3 protein-coding genes are annotated in these 20,034 nt (G+C 76.9%); 2 read left to right on the top strand and 1 reads right to left on the bottom strand.

The genetic code is table 11. From position 1 onward, the window contains the following. Positions 1-82: 82 nt before the first annotated feature. Positions 83-1,306, bottom strand: coding sequence for a cytochrome P450 (locus tag ACWGKU_RS34080; protein ID WP_387728112.1), 1,224 nt, complete (start codon positions 1,304-1,306; stop codon positions 83-85). 244 nt (positions 1,307-1,550) lie between these two features. On the opposite strand from ACWGKU_RS34080, the gene ACWGKU_RS34075 reads away from it, so the two are divergent. Both ACWGKU_RS34075 and ACWGKU_RS34070 read left to right on the top strand, forming a co-directional pair. Continuing rightward, positions 1,551-18,002 (top strand): type I polyketide synthase, encoded by a 16,452-nt coding sequence (locus ACWGKU_RS34075; protein WP_452191686.1) that lies wholly within the window; start codon positions 1,551-1,553, stop codon positions 18,000-18,002. 23 nt (positions 18,003-18,025) lie between these two features. Further along, positions 18,026-20,034: type I polyketide synthase (locus ACWGKU_RS34070; protein WP_452191685.1), on the top strand; the 2,009-nt coding region annotated here is incomplete at its 3' end.

The following is a 20,034-nucleotide window of genomic DNA, read 5'->3' as shown; positions in this document are numbered from 1 at the left end:
CCCCGCCTCCGGCTGCCCGTCCGCGCACCCCCCCGGGTCGGTCTCGTACGCTCCCGGGCGGTTCCGTCCGCGGGCCGCCGGCTCAGGCGCGGTACGCGACCCGCAGCGGCAGGCGCTTGAGGCCCAGCACGAAGTTGAACCGGGTGTGCCACTCCAGCTCCGTGGAGGCCAGCTCGATCCTCCCGTAGCGCCGCAGCAGCTCGGTGATGGTCAGGCAGACCTCGGTCCGGCCGAGCATCGCGGCGATGCAGTAGTGCGGCCCGGAGCCGAAGGCGAGCGACTTCACGCCCTCGCGGCGCAGGTCCAGGCGGTCCGGGTCGGGGAACCTCGCCGGGTCGCGGTGGGCGGCGCCGAGGATCGCCAGGACGACGTCGCCGGCCGGGATGCGCTGCCCGGAGAGGACGAGGTCGTCGGTCAGGTGCCGCAGGATGACCTGCACCGTGGAGTTGTAGCGGGCCAGCTCCTCGAAGCAGTCGCCCATCATCCCCGGGTTCGCCCGCAGCAGCTCCAGCTGGTCGGGGTTGGTCAGCAGGGCGTGCAGGCTGTTGCCGATGACGTTGATCGTGGTCTCGTGCCCGGCGTTGAACAGCAGCAGCACCTGGGCGATCACGTCCTCGTCGCTGAGCCCCTCGCCGTCCTCGTCCTTCGCCATCAGCATGGTCAGGACGTCGTCCCGGGGCTCGGCCCGGCGCAGCTCCATCTGGTGCCGGATGTAGGCGCTGAACTCCGGCTCGGCCTGGTTCATCGCGTCCCGCATCCGCGGGGTGATCAGCGGGTCGATGATGTTGGCGATCGCGTTCGTCCACTTGAGGCACTTGTCCGCGTCCTCGATCGGAATGCCCAGCAGACCGCAGATCACCGCGACCGGGACGGGGGCGGCGAGCTGCTCGATCAGGTCGACCTCGCCCTCGCCCATGTCGTCGATCAGCCGGTTGACGATGCGCAGGATCTCCGGCTCCAGGCGCTGCACGGCGCGCGGCGTCACCGCCCGGGCGATGATGCGGCGCAGCTTGCGGTGCTCCTCGCCGTGCTTCACCAGCATCCAGCGGCTCAGGCTGCGCATCGCCGGGCTGTCGGGACCGCCGCGCTGCTCCGCGAACGCCGGATCCGTGGTGACGCTGGAGGACGCCTGCGGGGAGCGCAGGAACGCGTCCACGTCGTCGTACCGGCTGAGTGTCCAGAATCCGTACGGCGAATGGTGAATGGGTTCCGTCTCGCGCAGCCGCCGATAGTAGGCGTATCTGTTCCTATGGAGCTGCGGATCGTTGAGGTCGAAGAGAACCCTGGTCCTTTGCCGCTCCACCATGACCCGGCCAATCATCGCGAGGAAATTTTTCCCCCAGGCTCCGGCGGACGGTGATGAGGGGTCAACCCCTATCCTTCCCGACGGCGTGCTGGTTAAGGGGGAATCCTTGAGGCTAGGGGTGGTTGACGGCGCCGGGCCACGATTAGCCTGCGTCGGGCGGGACCGGTGAATTGGGCGGCTGGTGCACGCGGCGGCGGCGAAAGTCCAGGAATTCCCTTAACGGGCCGGCCGGTCGTCTCCGTCTATTCGTCGCGCCATCCGTGGAAGAGGGTTTCACCAGATGGTTGATAAGGATACGCTTCGCGATTATCTGAAGCGGGTCACCGCCGATCTCCACCGGACCAGGCAACGCCTGGCCGATTTCGAGGCGGCGGACGCCGAACCGCTGGCGATCATCGGGATGAGTTGCCGGTTCCCCGGCGGCGTCCGTTCACCGGAGGACCTCTGGCGGCTGGTGGCCGACGGCGCCGACGCCATCGGCCCCTTCCCGGAGGACCGCGGCTGGGCCCTCGACCACCTCTTCGACGACGACCCGGACCGGGCCGCGACCAGCTACGTGCGCGAGGGCGGCTTCGTCACCGGGGCCACCGAGTTCGACCCCGGGTTCTTCGACATCTCGCCGCGCGAGGCGCTGGCGATGGACCCGCAGCAGCGGCTGCTGCTCCAGGCGTGCTGGGAGGCCGTCGAGCGCGCCCGCCTCGACCCCACCTCGCTGCGCGGCAGCGACACCGGCGTCTTCATCGGCGCCGGCGACCAGAAGTACACCGCGCTGGTCGCCGGGGCGCCGCACGAGGGCGGCGAGGGCTACCTGCTCACCGGCGGCGCCAGCGCCGTCATCTCGGGCCGGGTCTCCTACGCGATGGGCCTGGAGGGCCCCGCGATCACCGTGGACACCGCCTGCTCCTCCTCGCTGGTCGCGCTCCACCTGGCCGCCCGTTCGGTGCGCCAGGGCGAGTGCTCGCTGGCACTGGTCGGCGGCGTCACCGTCATGGCCACCCCGGGCGTGTTCACCGAGTTCAGCAAGCAGCGCGGGCTGGCCGGGGACGGCCGGTGCAAGTCCTTCGCCGCCGCGGCCGACGGCACCGGCTGGTCCGAGGGCGTCGGCGTGCTCCTGGTGGAGCGGCTCTCCGACGCGCGCCGGCTCGGGCACCCGGTGCTCGCCGTGGTGCGCGGCTCGGCGGCCAACCAGGACGGCGCCTCCAACGGGCTCACCGCCCCCAACGGGCCGTCCCAGCAGCGGGTCATCATGCAGGCCCTGGCCAGTGCCAAGCTGTCCACCGGGGACGTCGACCTGGTCGAGGCGCACGGCACCGGCACCGAGCTGGGCGACCCGATCGAGGCCCAGGCCCTGCTGGCCACCTACGGCCAGGGCCGGGCGCAGGACCGTCCGCTGTGGCTCGGCTCGGTCAAGTCCAACATCGGGCACGCCCAGGCCGCGGCCGGCGTGGCCAGCGTGATCAAGGCCGTGATGGCGCTGCGGCACGGCGTGCTGCCGGCCACCCTGCACGTGGACGGACCGACCCCGCACGTGGACTGGTCGGCCGGCGCGGTGGAACTGCTCACCGAGTCCCGGCCCTGGCCGCGCGGCGCCGAGCCGCGCCGCGCCGGCGTGTCCTCGTTCGGCATCAGCGGCACCAACGCCCACATCATCCTGGAGGAGGCCGACGAGCCCGCGGCCGCGGAGCCCGGGGCCGCGGAGCCCGGGGCGGCGGAGGCCATGGCAGGCCCGGCCGGCGCGGAACTCCCCTTCGTCCTCGGCGCCAAGAGCGAGGCCGCGCTGCGCGGCCAGGCCGCGCGGCTGCGCGCCCTGCTGACGGCCGACCCGGCGGTGCACCCGGCGGACCTCGGCCGCTCGCTGGCCGTCACCCGCGCCGCGCTGAGCCACCGCGCGGTGGTCGTCGCGGCCGACCGCGCCGGCCTGCTGGCCGGCCTGGCCGCCCTGGAGGACGGCACCGAGAGCGGCCGGGTGGTGCGCGGCGCCGCCGCCCGCAGGAGCGGCAAGCTGGCCTTCCTGTTCACCGGCCAGGGCGCCCAGCGCGCCCGGATGGGCGCCGAACTGGCCGCCGCCCAGCCCGTGTTCGCCGAGGCCCTGGCCGAGGTGTGCGAGCGCCTGGACCCGCACTTCGACCCGCCGCTGCGCGCCGTGCTCGACGCCGAGCCCGGCAGCGACACCGCCGCGCTGCTCGACCGGACCGCCTACACCCAGGCCGCGCTGTTCGCGGTCGAGGTGGCGCTGTACCGCCTGGCGACCGCCTTCGGCCCGGCCCCCGACTTCCTGCTCGGCCACTCGGTCGGCGAGGTCGCCGCCGCCCACGTCGCGGGCGCGCTCCCGCTGGACGACGCCTGCACCCTGGTCGCCGCGCGCGGCCGGCTGATGCAGGCGATGCCCGAAGGCGGCGCGATGCTCGCCGTCGGCGCGGACGAGGCGCGGGTCCGCGAGGACCTGGCCGCGGTGGCCGACCGGGTCGCCGTCGCCGCCGTCAACGGGCCGGCCTCGACGGTCGTCTCCGGCGACCGCGAAGCGGTCCTGGCGCTCGCCGCCACCTGGCGCGAACGCGGCCTGCGCACCCGCGAGCTGCGGGTCTCGCACGCCTTCCACTCGCCGCACATGGACGGCATGCTGGCGGAGTTCCGCGAGGTCGTCGCGGGGCTCGCGTTCCGGCCGCCGGTGATCCCGGTGGTCTCCAACCTCACCGGCGCCCCCGTCGGCGCCGAGCAGCTGGCCGACCCGGACCACTGGGCCCGGCAGGTCCGCGAGACCGTCCGGTTCGCCGACGGGGTCCGGCACCTCGACGGGCAGGGCGTCACCCGCTACCTCGAACTCGGGCCCGACGGCGTGCTCACCGCCATGGCCCGGGAGAGCCTCGCCCACCGCGAGGACACCGTCTTCCTGGCCCCGCTGCTGCGCCGCGACCGGCCCGAGCCGCTGAGCGTCGCCACCGCGCTGGCCGGCCTGCACGTGCACGGCGGCGCCGTCGACTGGGCCGCCGTCTTCGGTGACGGACGCCTGCTGGACCTGCCGACCTACGCCTTCGAGACCGCGCCGTACTGGCCCAACACCGCCTCCTGGCGCGGCGACGTCACCGCGGCGGGCCTGAGTGCCATCGGCCACCCGATGATCGGCGCCGGGATCTCGCTCGCCGGCGGGGACGAACTGCTGTTCACCGCACGGCTGTCCGCCGACGCCCACCCGTGGCTGGCCGACCACCGGGTGCACGGCCGGGTCGTCGTTCCCGGCACCGCCTTCGTCGAACTCGCCGTCCACGCGGGCGACCAGGTCGGCTGCGGCGACCTCGACGAGCTGGTCCTGGAGGCCCCGCTGGCGCTGCCCGACCGCGGCGCGGTCCAGGTCCAGGTGGCGGTCGGCGCCGCCGGCCCGGACGGCCGCCGCACCGTCACGGTGCACGCCCGGCCCGAGGAGCGGGCCGACGACAACTGGCCGGAGCGGCCCTGGACCCGGCACGCGACCGGCGTGCTGGCCCCCACCGCCGACGGCGCGGCGGCCGAGCCGGCCCCGCAGCAGTGGCCCCCCGCCGACGCCGCCCCGGCCGACGTGGACGCCGTGTACGAGCTGCTGGACACGGCCGGACTGGCGTACGGGCCGGCCTTCCGCGGCCTGGCCGCCGCCTGGCGCCACGGTGACGCGATCCTGCTGGAGGCCCGGGCCGGGGACCCCGAGGAGGCCCGCCGCTACGGCCTGCACCCGGCGCTGCTGGACGCCGTCCTGCACGCGCTCGCGGTCCGTTCGACGGCCGACGGGGGAGCCGGCCCCGCCGCGCTCACCGCCGGACTGCCGTTCTCCTGGACCGGGGTCGCCCTGCGCGCCTCGGGCGCCCCCGGCGTCCGGGCCCGGATCACCCCGCTGGGTGAGGACGCGCTCTCCCTGGTGGCCTGGGACGGCGACGGCCGGCCGGTCGTCACCGTCGAGCGCCTCGTGCTGCGCGCGGCCGCCCCCGCCGGTCCGTCCGCCGACCCGGCCGGGCTGTACCGGGTGGACTGGCGGCGCCCGGCCGACGGCGACACCGAGGTCGCCGTGCCCGCGGACCTCGCGCTGCTGGACGCCGAGGACGCCCTGGCCGCGGCCGTCGACGAGGACGGCCACGTGCCCGGAATCGTGGTGCTGCCCTGCCCGGCCGGCTCGGCGCGGGAGGCCGTCGCCCGGGTGCTGACGGTGCTCCAGGACTGGCTGGCCGACGACCGCTTCACGCCCGCCCGCCTGGTGGTGCTCACCCGCGACGCGGTCGCCGCCGCCCCCGGCGACCCGGTCGCCGACCCGGCCGGCGCCGCCGCCTGGGGCCTGGTGCGCACCGCGCAGACCGAGCACCCCGACCGCTTCGTCCTGCTGGACGCCCCCGCCGGGGTGCCGGTGCCGACCGAGGTGCTGACCGCCGCCGTCGCCTGCGGCGAACCCCAACTGGCGCTGCGCGACGGCGAACTCGCCGCCGCCCGACTGGTCCGCGCGGCCGTGCCCGCCGGCCTGCCGGCCCCGGCCGGAGCCGGGGCCTGGCGGCTGGACACCCGCAACCCGGGCACCCTGGAGGCCCTCGAACTGCTGCCGGTCGACCCGGCCGCCCCGCTGGCCCCCGGCGCGGTGCGGCTCGGCGTGCGCGCGGCGGGCCTGAACTTCCGCGACGTGCTGGGCGCGCTCGGCATGTACCCGGGCGAGGTCGTGCTCGGCGGCGAGGCCGCCGGCGTGGTGCTGGAGGTCGGACCGGACGTCGAGGGCCTGAGCCCGGGCGACCGGGTGTTCGGCCTCTGCCCGGCCGCGTTCGGCCCCGTCGCCGTCACCGACCACCGGCTGCTGGCGCCGATGCCCGCGCACTGGTCCTTCGCCGAGGCCGCGGCCGTCCCGATCGCCTACGCCACCGCCTACTACGGCCTGGTGGACCTGGCCGGCCTGCGGGCCGGCGAGTCGGTGCTGATCCACGCCGCCGCGGGTGGCGTCGGCACCGCCGCCGTGCAGGTCGCCCGGCACCTGGGCGCCGAGGTCTACGGCACCGCCAGCCCGGCCAAGTGGGAGGCGGTGCGCGCCCTCGGCGTCGCCGCCGACCGGATCGCCTCCTCCCGGGACACCGGCTTCGCCCGGCGCTTCGCCGAGGCCACCGGCGGCCGCGGCATGGACGTGGTGCTGGACGCCCTGGCCGGCGAGTTCGTCGACGCCTCGCTCGACCTGCTGCCGCGCGGCGGCCGCTTCATCGAGATGGGCAAGACCGACGTCCGCGACCCCGGCGAGGTCGCCGCCCGCCACCCCGGCGTGCGCTACCAGGCCTTCGACCTGATCGAGGCCGGCCCCGAGCGGATCGGCGAGATCCTCGCCACCCTGCTGGAGCTGTTCCGCGCCGGCGAGCTGCGGCTGCCGCCGCTGCGCGCCTGGGACGTGCGCACCGCCCCCGAGGCGTTCCGCCACATCGGCCAGGCCCGCCAGATCGGCAAGGTCGTCCTCACCCTGCCGCGCGCCTTCGACCCGGACGGCACCGTCCTGGTCACCGGCGGCACCGGCGGCCTCGGCCGGGTCCTCGCCGAGCACCTGGCGACCGCCCACGGTGTCCGCCACCTCACCCTGCTCAGCCGTACCGGGCCCGCCGCCGAGGGCGCCGCCGCGCTCACCGAGGCGCTGGCCGAACGGGGCGCGCAGGTCGAGCTGATCGCCTGCGACGCCGCCGACCGGGACGCGCTCGCCGCGGTGCTGGCCGGGCTCACCCGCCCGCTGACCGGGGTGTTCCACCTGGCCGGCGTGGTGGACGACGCCGTGGTCACCGGCCTGACCCCGCAGCGCGCCGCCGCCGTCCTGCGCGCCAAGGCGGACGCCGCCGCGCACCTCGACGAGCTGACCCGGCACGCCGACCTGGCGGCCTTCGTGCTCTACTCCTCCGCCGCCGGCATCCTGGGCAGCGCCGGGCAGGCCGGCTACGCCGCCGCCAACGCCTACCTCGACGCCCTCGCCCACCGCCGCCGCGCCGCCGGGCTGCCCGCGCTGTCGCTGGCCTGGGGCGCGTGGCAGGACACCGCCGGCATGACCAGCCGGCTGACCGGGGCCGAGCGCGAGCGCATCGCCCGCTCCGCCTTCCCGCCGCTCTCCGTCGAGCGCGGCCTCGCGGCCCTGGACGCGGCGCTCGCCCTGCCCCACCCGGCGCTGGTCGCCACCGGGCTGGACCAGGCGGCCCTGGCCGCCGGCGCGGGGTCGCTGCCGCCGCTGCTGCGCGAACTCGTCCGCGGCGGCACCCGGCGCGTCTCCGGCGCCGACCCGGCCGCCGCCGGGTCGGCCCTCGGCCGCCGGCTGGCCGGACTCGGCGCGGAGGACCGGCTCCGGCTGCTGCTGGAGCAGGTGCGCGGCCAGGCCGCCGCCGTGCTCGGTTTCGCCGGTCCCGAACCGGTCGACCCGAACCGGGCGTTCAAGGAGCTCGGGGTCGACTCGCTGACCGCGGTCGAGCTGCGCAACCGGCTCTCCGCCGTCACCGGCCTGCGGCTGCCGGCCACCCTGGTCTTCGACCACCCGACCCCGGCGCTGCTCGCCGAGGAGCTCGGTCGCGAACTGCTCGGCGCGTCCGAGTCCGAGCCCGCGTCCGGGACCGCCGGCCCGGCCCCGGTGGCCGCCACCGGCCCGGCCGACGACCCGCTGGCGATCATCGGCATGAGCTGCCGACTGCCCGGCGGCGCCGACACCCCCGAGGGGCTGTGGCGGATCGTCAGCCAGGGCGTGGACGCCATGACCCCGGTGCCCACCGACCGCGGCTGGGACCTCGGAGCCTTCCCGGAGGGCTTCGCGGACGGCCTCGACGGCGGCTTCGTCGACGGCCTGGCCGACTTCGACCCCGCCTTCTTCGGCATCAGCCCGCGCGAGGCCCTGGCGATGGACCCGCAGCAGCGGCTGCTGCTGGAGACGGCCTGGGAGGCGATCGAGAGCGCCGGGATCGACCCGACCACGCTGCACGGCAGCCCGACCGGCGTCTTCGTCGGCAATGCCACCACCGGCTACAGCGTCGGCGCCACCGAGGTGCCCGAGGGCATCGGCCCGCACCTGATGCTCGGCACCGCCGCCTCCGTCACCTCCGGCCGGGTCGCGTACACCCTCGGCCTGGAGGGTCCGGCGCTGTCCATCGACACCGCCTGCTCCTCCTCGCTGGTGGCGCTGCACACGGCGGGCGAGGCGCTCGGGCGCGGCGACTGCTCGCTCGCCCTGGTCGGCGGCGTGACCCTGATGGTCGTGCCGACCATGTTCGTCGAGGGCACCCAGGGCGGCGCGGTCTCCACCGACGGCCGCTGCAAGGCCTTCGCCGCCGCCGCCGACGGCACCGGCTGGGGCGAGGGCGCCGGCATGCTGCTGGTCGAGCGGCTCTCCGACGCCCGCCGCAACGGCCACCGGGTGCTGGCCCTGGTCCGCGGCACCGCCGTCAACCACGACGGCGCCAGCAACGGGCTGACCGCCCCCAGCGGCCGGGCCCAGCAGAAGGTCATCCGGCAGGCGCTGAGCGCCGCCCGGCTCGCCCCCGGCGACGTCGACGCCATCGAGGCGCACGGCACCGGCACCGAGCTGGGCGACCCGATCGAGGCACGGGCGCTCCAGGCCGTCTACGGCCGGGACCGGGAGGCCGACCGCCCGGTGTGGCTCGGCTCGGTCAAGTCCAACATCGGGCACACCCAGTCCGCGGGCGGCGTCGCCGCCGTGATCAAGATGGTCCAGGCGATGCGGCACGACCTGCTGCCCGCCACCCTGCACGTGGACGAGCCGACCCCGCACGTGGACTGGTCGGCGGGCGCGCTGCGCCTGCTCACCGAACCGGTGCCGTGGCCGCGGGGAGGTCGCACCCGCAGGGCGGGCGTCTCCTCGTTCGGCATGAGCGGCACCAACGTCCACGTGATCCTGGAGGAGGCGCCGGAGCGGGCCGAGGCCCCGGCGCGGCCGGCCGCCCCGTCCCTGGCCGGCGCCCCCACCCCCTGGCTGCTGTCCGCCCGCGGCGAGGCCGCGCTGCGCGCGCAGGCCGCACGGCTGCGCGAACACCTCTCCACCCGTCCGGAATTGACGAATGATCAGGTCGCCGGAGCGCTGTCGTCCGGCCGTTCCGCCTTCGACCACCGCGCGGTGCTCCTCGCCGACGACCGGGAGTCCTTCACCGAGCTGCTGACGGCGCTCGCCGAGGACCGGACGGCCGAGGGCCTGGTGCGCGGCGTCGCCGCCGCCGGGGGCCGCACCGTGTTCGTCTTCCCCGGCCAGGGCACCCAGTGGGCCGGCATGGCCGCCGGTCTGCTGGAGGCCTCCGAGGTCTTCCGCGACTCCGTCCGGGCCTGTGACGCCGCCCTGGCCCAGTACGCCGACTGGTCGGTGGAGGACGTGCTGCGCGGCTCCGAGGACGCCCCGCCGATCGAGCGGATGGACGTCGTCCAGCCCGTGCTGTTCACCATGATGGTGTCGCTGGCCGCGCTCTGGCGCTCGCACGGCATCACCCCCGCCGCCGTGGTGGGGCACTCCCAGGGGGAGATCGCGGCGGCCCACGTCGCGGGCGCGCTCACGCTGTCCGACGCGATGCGGATCGTCGCGCTGCGCAGCCGACTGCTCCTGGCGCTCGCCGGGCAGGGCGCCATGGCGTCGGTCTCGCTGCCCGAGGACGAGGTGGCCGCCCGGATCGAGGCCTGGCCGGGCGAGCTGCACATCGCCGCCGTCAACGGCCCGCGCTCGATCGTGGTCGCCGGAGACCCGGGGACGGTCGACGAGTTCGTCGAGGCGCTGGCCGCCGAGGACGTGCGGGTGCGCAAGGTCCGGGTCAACGGCGCCGGCCACTCGCCGCAGGTCGAGCCGCTGCGCGAGGCCGTGCTGGAGGCGCTGGCCGGCATCGAGCCGCGGCCCGCCCGGACGGCCTTCTACTCCACCGTGACCGGCGGCGCGCTCGACACCACCGAGCTGGGCACCGCCTACTGGTACCGCAACATGCGCGAGCCGGTCCGGTTCGCCCACGCCGTCCGCTCCCTGCTGGAGGACGGCTACCGCACCTTCGTCGAGTCCAGCCCGCACCCGGTGCTGGGCCCCGGCGTGCAGGAGGCCGCCGAGGAACTCCCCGGCACCGGCGAGGTGACCGTGGTCGGCACCCTGCGCCGCGACGAGGGCGGCCCGGCCCGGTTCCTGCGCTCGCTCGCCGAGGCGCACGTCCACGGCGCCCGCCCGGACTGGGCCACGGTCCTCGGCGGCGCCCCGGCCACCGCCGTCGAGCTGCCCACCTACGCGTTCCAGCGGCAGCGCTACTGGCTCGACCTGCCGACGGCGCACGGCGCCGCGGCCGGCGACGCCCTGCGCGACCCGGCCGAGGAGCGGTTCTGGGCGGCGGTCTCCGAGGCCGACCCGGCCGGGCTGGCCGAGGCGCTCGGCGTGGACGACCCGGACGCCCGCGCCGCGCTGGCCGCGGCCGCGCCCGCGCTGCCGGTGCTCTCCTCCTGGCGGGCACGCCGCCGGGACGGCTCCACCATCGACAACTGGCGCTACCGGGTGCGCTGGCGGCGCATCGCCCGCACCGAGGGCGCCGAACTCTCCGGCACCTGGCTGCTGGTCGTCCCGGGCGGCGAGGACGACGGGACCGCCGCGTTCTGCGCGCGGGCGCTCGGCGAGCACGGGGCCCGCGTGGTGACCGTCTCGCCCGCCGACGACGACCCGTCCGGCGACGGCCTCGGCGAGCGGATCGCCGAGGCGGTGGCCGAGGGGCCGGCCGGCGTGCTCTCCCTGCTGGCCCTGGACGAGGGGACCCACCCGGACCACCCGGTGCTCTCCCGCGGGCTGGCCCGCACCCTCGCCCTGGTCCGGGCCGTGGAGGCGGCCGGCGGCACGGCACCGCTCTGGATCGCCACCCGGGGCGCGGTCTCGGTCGGGGCCGCCGACCCGCTGACCCGCCCGGCGCAGGCCGGCGCCTGGGGCCTCGGCCTGACCGCCGGACTGGAACTCACCGGCCGTCGGATCGGCCTGATCGACCTGCCCGCCGACCCGGACGACCGCGCCCTCGCCCGGGTGGCCGCCGTGCTCCACGGCGGCACCGGCGAGGACCAGGTGGCCCTGCGGGCCGCCGGCGTCTTCGGCCGCCGGATGGTCCGGGCCCCGCGCGAGGACGCCGCGGGCACGGACGGCTGGCAGCCCCGCGGCACCGTCCTGGTCACCGGCGGGACGGGCGCCGTCGGCGGCCACGTGGCCCGCTGGCTGGCCCGGGCCGGCGCCGAACGGCTGGTGCTGGCCGGCCGGCGCGGACCGGCCGCCCCCGGCGCCGCGGAACTGGCCGCGGAGCTGACCGCGCTCGGCGCCGAGGTCCGGATCGAGGCCGTGGACGTCACCGACCGCTCCGCCGTCGCCGCCCTGCTGGCGCGGCTGCCGGAACTGACCGCCGTCGTGCACGCGGCCGGCGTCGCCCAGAGCACGCCCGTGCTGCACACCGACGTCGCGGAACTGGCCGCCACCCTGGAGGCCAAGGTCGCCGGCGCCGTCCACCTGCACGAACTCGCCGGGGACGACCTGGAGGCCTTCGTCCTGTTCTCCTCCGGCGCGGCCGTCTGGGGCGGCAGCGGCCAGGCCGCCTACGCGGCCGCCAACGCCCGCCTGGACGCGCTCGCCCAGTACCGGCGCTCGCTCGGGCTGCGCGCCACCTCGGTCGCCTGGGGCGGCTGGGCCGGCGGCGGCATGGCCACCGACGAGGCGATGGCCGTCCTCGGCCGGCGGGGCCTGGCCCTGATGGACCCGCAGCTCGCGGTCACCGCGCTCGGCCAGGCGCTCACCGACGACGAGACCCTGCTGACCGTCGCCGACATCGACTGGGCCGCCTTCACCCCGGCCTACAGCGCCGCCCGCGAGCGGCCGCTGGTCGACGAGATCCCCGAGGCCCGGGAGGCGCTCGCCGACTCCGGGCCGCAGACCACGGCGCCCGCCGGCGAGGGCGAGTTCGCCCAGCGGCTGGCCGCCCTCCCCGCGGGCGAGCGCGGCCGGGTCGTCCTCGACCTGGTCCGCACCCACACCGCCGCCGTGCTCGGCTACCCCGGACCCGGGGACGTCGAGCCCGCCCGGGCGTTCCGCGAGGTCGGCCTGGACTCGATCATGGCGGTCGAGGTCCGCAACCGGCTGCGCACCGCCACCGGGCTGCGGCTGCCGGCCACCATGGTCTTCGACCACCCGACGCCGGCCGCCGTCGCCGACCACCTGGCCACCCTGCTGCTCGGCGCCCCGGCCACCGCGGCCCCCGCGCCGGAGCCCGGCGCGGCACCCGCGGACGACGACCCGATCGCCATCGTCGGCATCGGCTGCCGCTTCCCCGGCGGCGTCCGCTCCCCGGAGGACCTGTGGGAGCTGGTGCTGGCCCGCCAGGACGCCGTCACCCCGTTCCCCACCGACCGCGGCTGGGACCTGGACGCGCTCTACCACCCCGACCCGGACCGGCCCGGCACCACCTACGTCCGCGAGGGCGGCTTCCTGGAGGGCGCCGGCCACTTCGACGCCGAGTTCTTCGGCATCAGCCCGCGCGAGGCGATCACCCTGGACCCCCAGCAGCGGGTGCTGCTGGAGGCGGCCTGGGAGGCGCTGGAGCGGGCCCGGATCAACCCGGCGACGATGGCCGGCGCCAAGGCCGGCGTCTACGTCGGCACCTCCTTCCAGGGCTACGGCGTGGACGCGCAGGACGGCATCGCCGCCTCCGAGGGCTTCTTCCTGGCCGGGACGGGCACCGCCGCGGTGTCCGGGCGGCTCGCGTACACGCTCGGCCTGGAGGGCCCAGCGGTCACCGTGGACACCGCCTGCTCCTCCTCGCTGGTGGCGCTGCACCTCGCCTGGCAGGCGGTGCGCAACGGCGAGTGCACGCTGGCCCTGGCCGGCGGCGTCACCGTGCTGCCCACCCCGGTCTCCTTCACCGAGTTCAGCCGCCAGCGCGGCCTGGCGCCGGACGGCCGCTGCAAGGCGTTCGCCGCCTCCGCCGACGGCACCAACTGGGGCGAGGGCGTCGGCGTGGTGGTCCTGGAGCGCCTCTCGGAGGCACGCCGCAACGGCCACCCCGTGCTCGCCCTGTACACCGGCTCGGCGACCAACCAGGACGGCGCCTCCAACGGCCTGACCGCGCCCAACGGGCCGTCCCAGCAGCGGGTCATCCGCCAGGCGCTGGCCAGCGCCGGGGTGCGCCCGAGCGACATCGACCTGGTCGAGGCGCACGGCACCGGCACCTCGCTCGGCGACCCGATCGAGGCCCAGGCCGTGATCGCGACGTACGGTCAGGACCGCCCCGAGGACCGGCCGGTCGGGCTCGGCTCGCTGAAGTCCAACATCGGGCACACCCAGTCCGTCTCCGGCGTCGCCGGCGTGATCAAGACCGTGATGGCGCTGCGCGCCGGCGTCCTGCCGCCGACCCTGTTCGCCGAGGAGCCGACCCCGCACGTCGACTGGAGCGCGGGCCGGGTCGAGCTGCTGACCGAGGCCCGCCCCTGGCCGAGCACCGAGGGCCCGCGCCGGGCCGGTGTCTCCTCCTTCGGCGGGACCGGCACGAACGCCCACGCCGTCCTGGAGCAGGCCCCGGAGCCCGAGGAGGAGCCGCGCGCGGAGCGCGCGGCCGGCACGCTGCCCTTCGTGCTCTCCGCCCGCGGCCCGCAGGCCCTGCGCGAGCAGGCCGAACGGCTGCTGGCGCACCTGGACGCCGAGCCCGCGGCGGACCTCGGCGACCTCGCCTACTCGCTGGCGACCACCCGCACCCCGTTCGCCGAGCGGGCCGTGGTGCTCGCCGCCGACCGGGCCGAGCTGCGCGGCGGCCTCGCCGGGCTGGCCGCGGGGCAGACCCCCGAGGGCACCCCGACCGGCTCGGCCGTGAACGGCCGCACCGTGTTCGTGTTCGCCGGCCAGGGCGCCCAGTGGGCCGGCATGGCCGCCGGGCTGATGGACTCCTCGGAGGTCTTCGCCGAGCACATCGCCGCCTGCGACGAGGCGCTCGCCCCGTACACCGACTGGTCGTTGGTGGACGTGGTGCGCGGCGTCGAGGGCGCGGCCGCGCTGGACCGGGTCGACGTGGTGCAGCCGGCCCTGTGGGCGATGATGGTCTCGCTCGCCGCGGTCTGGCGCTCCTGGGGCGTCGAACCGGACGCGGTGATCGGCCACTCGCAGGGCGAGATCGCGGCCGCCTGCGTGATCGGCGCGCTGTCGCTGGAGGACGCCGCCCGGGTGGTGGCCGTGCGCAGCCGGGCGATCACCGCGCTGTCCGGCAAGGGCGGCATGGTCTCGGTCGCGCTCCCCGCCGCGAAGGCCGGGGAACGGATCGCCCCGTGGGCGGGGCGGATCTCCGTCGCCGCCGTCAACGGGCCCTCCTCCGTGGTGGTCTCGGGCGAGACCGGGGCCCTGGAGGAGTTCTTCGCCGGCTGCGAGGCGGACGGGGTCCGGGTCCGCCGGATCGCGGTCGACTACGCCTCGCACTCGGCCCAGGTCGAGGCCGTCGAGGAGCGGCTGGTCGCGGAACTCGCCGGGATCACCCCGCGTTCCTCCGCGGTCTCCTTCTACTCCACCGCGCTCGGCCGCTGGACGGACTCCGCCGAGCTGGACGCCGGGTACTGGTACCGCAACCTGCGCAACACGGTCGGCTTCGAGCAGGCCGTGCGCGCCGTCGCGGCCGAGGGCTACCGGCACTTCGTCGAGGCCAGCCCGCACCCGATGCACACCGTCGGCATCCAGGAGACCCTGGACGACCTGGACGAGGCCGTCACCGGCGGCGGCGCCGTGGTCGGCTCGCTGCGGCGCGACCAGGGCGGCCTGGACCGGCTGTGGACCTCCGCCGCCGAGGCGCACGTGCGCGGCCTCGCCGTGGACTGGGCGCGGCTGCTCGGCGGCCTCGGTGCCCGCACCGTCGACCTGCCCACCTACGCCTTCCAGAGCAGGCGCTACTGGCTCGGTGGCTCCGGCGCGGCCGAGGCCGCCACGGCCGGGCTCGGCGCCACCGGGCACCCGCTGCTCGGCGCCGCCGCCGACCTCGCCGGGCTGGACGCCGTCCTGATGACCGGCCGGCTCTCCCGCCGCTCCCAGCCCTGGCTGGCCGACCACGCCGTGCTCGGCACCGTCCTGCTGCCCGGTACGGCCTTCGTCGAGATCGCGGTACAGGCCGGCGCGCAGGTCGGCTGCGGCCACGTCGAGGAGCTCACCCTGGAGACCCCGCTGCTCCTGCCGGAGCACGGCGCGGTACGCCTGCAGGCCGTCGTCCAGGCCCCGGACGCCGCGGGACGCCGGATGCTGAGCGTCTACTCCCGGCCGGACGACGGCACGGCCGCCGCCGGCACCGACGGCTGGACCCGGCACGCCACCGCGACCCTGGCCCCGGAGTCGCCCGCCCCGGCGTTCGACCTCGCCCAGTGGCCGCCGCGGGACGCCGAGCCGATCGACCTCGGCGGCTTCTACCAGGAGCTGGAGGCGCGCGGCTACGCGTACGGCCCGACCTTCCAGGGCCTGCGCGCCGCCTGGCGCCGGGACGAGCAGATCTTCGCCGAGGTGTCCCTGCCGGAGCCGGGCCCGGACGCCGAGCGCTTCGGCGTCCACCCGGCGCTGCTGGACGCGGCGCTGCACGGCATCGGCATGCTGCGGGCGCTGCGCGAGTCCGAGCGCGGCGAACGGGCCCGGGCCGAGCTGCCGTTCGCCTGGCGCGGGGTCGGCTGCCACCAGCGGGGCGTCACCTCGCTGCGGGTCCGGCTGGCCTTCGCCGAGGCGGACGGGATCACCCTCCAGGCCGCGGACGACACCGGGCTCGCCGTCGCCTCGGTCGAGGCGCTGGTCTCCCGGCCGGTGCCGGACGGCCTCGGCGCCGCCCCGGCCCCCGGACAGTCGCTGTTCCAGGTCGAGTGGACCGGGGCCGCCCCGGCCGGGGACACCCGGCCCGGCCGCCTGCTGCTGGCCGGTGACGACCCGTCCGGGCTCGCCGAGCGGCTCACCGCCGCCGGCGCCCCGCCCGAGCGCCACCGGGACCTCGCCGCGGTGGCGGCGGCGCTCAGCGGCACCGACGAGCCCGCGACCGTCCTGGTCCCGCTCGCCGGCGCCACCGGCGGTGACCCGGCCGAGGCGGTCCGCACCGTCACCCACACGGCGCTGGCGCTGGCCCAGCAATGGCTCGCCGACGACCGCTTCGGCTCCTCCCGCCTGGTGCTGGTCACCCGGGGCGCCGTCGCGGCCGACCCGGCCGAGGCCCCCGCCGACCTGCCCGCGGCGGCGGCCTGGGGCCTGCTGAAGTCCGCCCAGTCCGAGCACCCCGGCCGGTTCGTGCTGCTCGACGAGGACGGCCACGAGGACACCGCCCCCGCCCTGCTCGCCGCGCTGGGCACCGACGAGCCCCAGGCCGCGCTGCGGTCCGGCGCCGTGCGGGTGCCGAGGCTGGCCCGACTGGCCGTACCGGCCCGGCCGGACACCCCGGTGTTCGACCCGGACGGCACCGTGCTGATCACCGGCGGCACCGGCACCCTGGGCCAGGCGCTGGCCCGGCACCTGGTGACCGAGCACGGCGTCCGGCACCTGGTGCTGGCCGGCCGGCGCGGGCCGCAGGCCCCCGGCGCCGCCGAACTGGTCGCCGAACTGGCCGACCTGGGCGCCGAGGCCGAGATCGCGGCCTGCGACGTGGGCGACCGGACGGCGGCGGCCGCGCTGCTGGCCGGCATCCCGGCCGACGCCCCGCTGCGCACCGTCGTGCACGCGGTCGGCGAACTGGACGACGGCGTGCTCGTCGGACTCGACCCGGCGCGCGTCGACCGGGTCCTGCACGCCAAGGTCGGCGGTGCGCTGCACCTGGCCGAGCTGACCCGCGGCACCGGACTGTCCGGCTTCCACCTCTTCTCCTCGGCGGCCGGCACCTTCGGCGGCGCGGGCCAGGCCAACTACGCCGCGGCCAACGCCTTCCTGGACGCCTTCGCCCAGGCCCGCCGGGCGGAGGGGCTCGACACGGTCTCCTTCGCGTGGGGTCCGTGGGCACAGCCGACCGGGATGACCGGGAACCTGACCGAACTGGACGTCAACCGGGTGCGCCGGCTCGGCATGACGCCGGTGTCCACCGCGGAGGGCCTGGCGCTGTTCGACGCGGGTCTGGCCGCCGGCACCGCCGTGGTCGTGCCGATCAACCTGGACACCGCCGCGCTGCGGACCCAGGGGCTGCTGCCCCCGCTGCTGCGCGGTCTGATCCCCGCGGCGCCGACGGCGTCCGGGGCGGGCGGTCGGACCGGGGCCGCGGCCCGCGACGCGCACCTGCCCGAGCGGCTGGCCGGCCTCTCCGACCGGGAGCGGCTGGAGGCGCTGCTCGACCTGGTGCGCACCCAGGCCGCCACGGTGCTGGGCCACGACTCGGCGGGTTCGGTCGGTGCCGAGCGGGGCTTCCTGAAGGTCGGCATGGACTCGCTCACCGGCGTCGAGCTGCGCAACCGGCTGGCCCTGGCCACCGGGCTGCGGCTGCCGGCGACGCTGATCTTCGACTACCCCACGCCGCTGGACCTGGCGCGTCACCTCCGGGACGAGCTGGCCCCGGCGCCGACCGCCCCGGCCGCGAGCGCCCTGGACGAGCTGGCCAGGTTCGAGGACGTCCTGAAGAACGTCGGCACCGACGGCTCCGAGCGGGCCGAGGTCGGCCGACGGCTACGCGAACTGGCCGCCCGATTCGGCGAGTTCGGCACCACCGACAGTGCGGCGAGCCTGGAGACGGCGACCGCGGAGGAGCTGTTCCAGATCCTCGACCAGTCGCAGTGAGATCCGGGGGAGACGACATGAGCGTGACCAGGGAAGAAGAGCTGCTCCGGTACCTGCGCCAGGCCACGGCCGCGTTGCAGGAGGCCCGCCAGGAGCTGCGCGAGGTGCACGAGAAGGCCCGGGAGCCGATCGCGATCGTCGGGATGGCCTGCCGGCTGCCCGGCGGGATCGCCACCCCGGAGGAGCTGTGGCGGCTGGTCGCCACCGGCGGCGAGGGCCAGTCGGGACTGCCCACCGACCGCGGCTGGAACCTCGCGGCCCTCGGCGGCGACGGTACGCGGCAGGCCGGCTTCGTGCACGAGGCGGGCTGGTTCGACCCGGCGTTCTTCGGGATCTCGCCGCGCGAGGCGCTGGCGATGGACCCGCAGCAGCGGCTGTTCCTCGAAGCCTCCTGGGAGGCCTTCGAGTACGCCGGACTGGACCCGGAGCGGCTGCGCGGCAGTCGGACCGGGGTGTTCGCCGGGATGATGTACCACGACTACCTCCCCGGCGGGGGCGAGGGCGCCGAGGCCTACCTCGGCACCGCCACCGCGGGCAGCGTGGTCTCCGGCCGGGTGGCCTACGCCCTCGGCCTGGAGGGCCCGGCGGTCACCGTGGACACCGCCTGCTCCTCCTCGCTGGTCGCCCTGCACCTGGCCGTGCAGGCCCTCCGGGGCGGGGAGTGCGACCTGGCGCTGGCCGGCGGGGTGACCGTGATGGCCGCGCCCGAGGTGTTCGGCTCGCTGGGCGGTGGGCAGGGCGTGGCCGCGGACGGCCGCTGCAAGTCCTTCGCCGCCGCCGCCGACGGGATGGGCTGGGCCGAGGGCGCGGGCGTGCTGCTGGTGGAACGGCTCTCCGACGCCCGGCGGCTCGGGCACGAGGTGCTCGCGGTGGTGCGGGGCAGCGCGGTCAACCAGGACGGCGCCTCCAGCGGGCTGACGGCCCCCAACGGGCCGTCCCAGCAGCGGGTGATCCGGGAGGCCCTGGCCGCCGCCGGACTCTCGCCCGCCGAGGTGGACGCGGTGGAGGCGCACGGCACCGGCACCCGCCTCGGCGACCCGATCGAGGCCCAGGCGCTGCTCGCCACGTACGGGCAGGGGCGGCCCGAAGGCCGTCCGCTGCTGCTCGGCTCGGTGAAGTCCAACCTCGGCCACACCCAGGCCGCGGCCGGGGTGGCGGGCGTGATCAAGATGGTGCTGGCGATGCGGCACGGCGTGCTGCCGGCCACCCTGCACGTGGACGAGCCGACACCGCTGGTGGACTGGTCGGCGGGCGCGGTGGAGCTGCTGACCGAGGCCCGGCCGTGGCCGGAGGCGGACCGGGCGCGCCGGGCGGCGATCTCCTCCTTCGGGGTGAGCGGCACCAACGCCCACGTGGTCATCGAGCAGGGCGAGGCCCTCGTGGCCCCCGAACCGGCGAGCGTCCCGGCCCTCGTGCCCTGGCCGCTCTCGGCCCGGACGGCCGACGGCCTGCGGGCCCAGGCGCGCCGGCTGCGGGCCTTCGTGGCCGCCACGCCGGAGGCCGGACCGGTGGACGTCGGGCGCGGGCTGCTCGCCCGTACCGTCATGGAGCACCGCGCGGTCCTGCTCGGCGGCGACCGGGAGGCGTTCACCGCCGCACTCGACGCGCTGGCCGCGGGCGACCCGGCCGGCGAGGGGCGGACGGCGTTCCTGTTCACGGGTCAGGGTGCGCAGCGGGTCGGGATGGGCCGGGGGCTGTACGAGGCGTTCCCGGTGTTCGCGGCGGCGTTCGACGCGGTCTGTGCGGAGCTGGACGGGAGGCTCGGGCGGCTCGGGCGGTCGGTGCGCGAGGTCGTCCTCGACGGCGTCGAGGATCTGGACCGGACGGTGTGGGCGCAGGCCGGGCTGTTCGCGGTCGAGGTGGCGTCGTTCCGGCTGCTGGAGTCCTGGGGCGTGGTCCCGGACGTGCTGCTCGGGCACTCGATCGGTGAGGTGGCGGCCGCTCATGTCGCCGGGGTGTTCTCGCTGGCGGACGCGTGCGCCCTGGTGGCGGCGCGCGGTCGGCTGATGGACGCGCTGCCCGAGGGCGGCGC

The sequence above is a fragment of the Kitasatospora sp. NPDC054768 genome, assembly GCF_053612025.1.
The sequence above is the reverse complement of the archived record's forward strand: the minus strand, read 5'-3'. Positions and strand labels throughout refer to the sequence as shown.

Excerpts from the sequence above, each read along its gene's own strand:
- ACWGKU_RS34080 (WP_387728112.1), bottom strand. The coding sequence starts at position 1,306 with ATGGTGGAGCGGCAAAGGACCAGGGTTCTCTTCGACCTCAACGATCCG.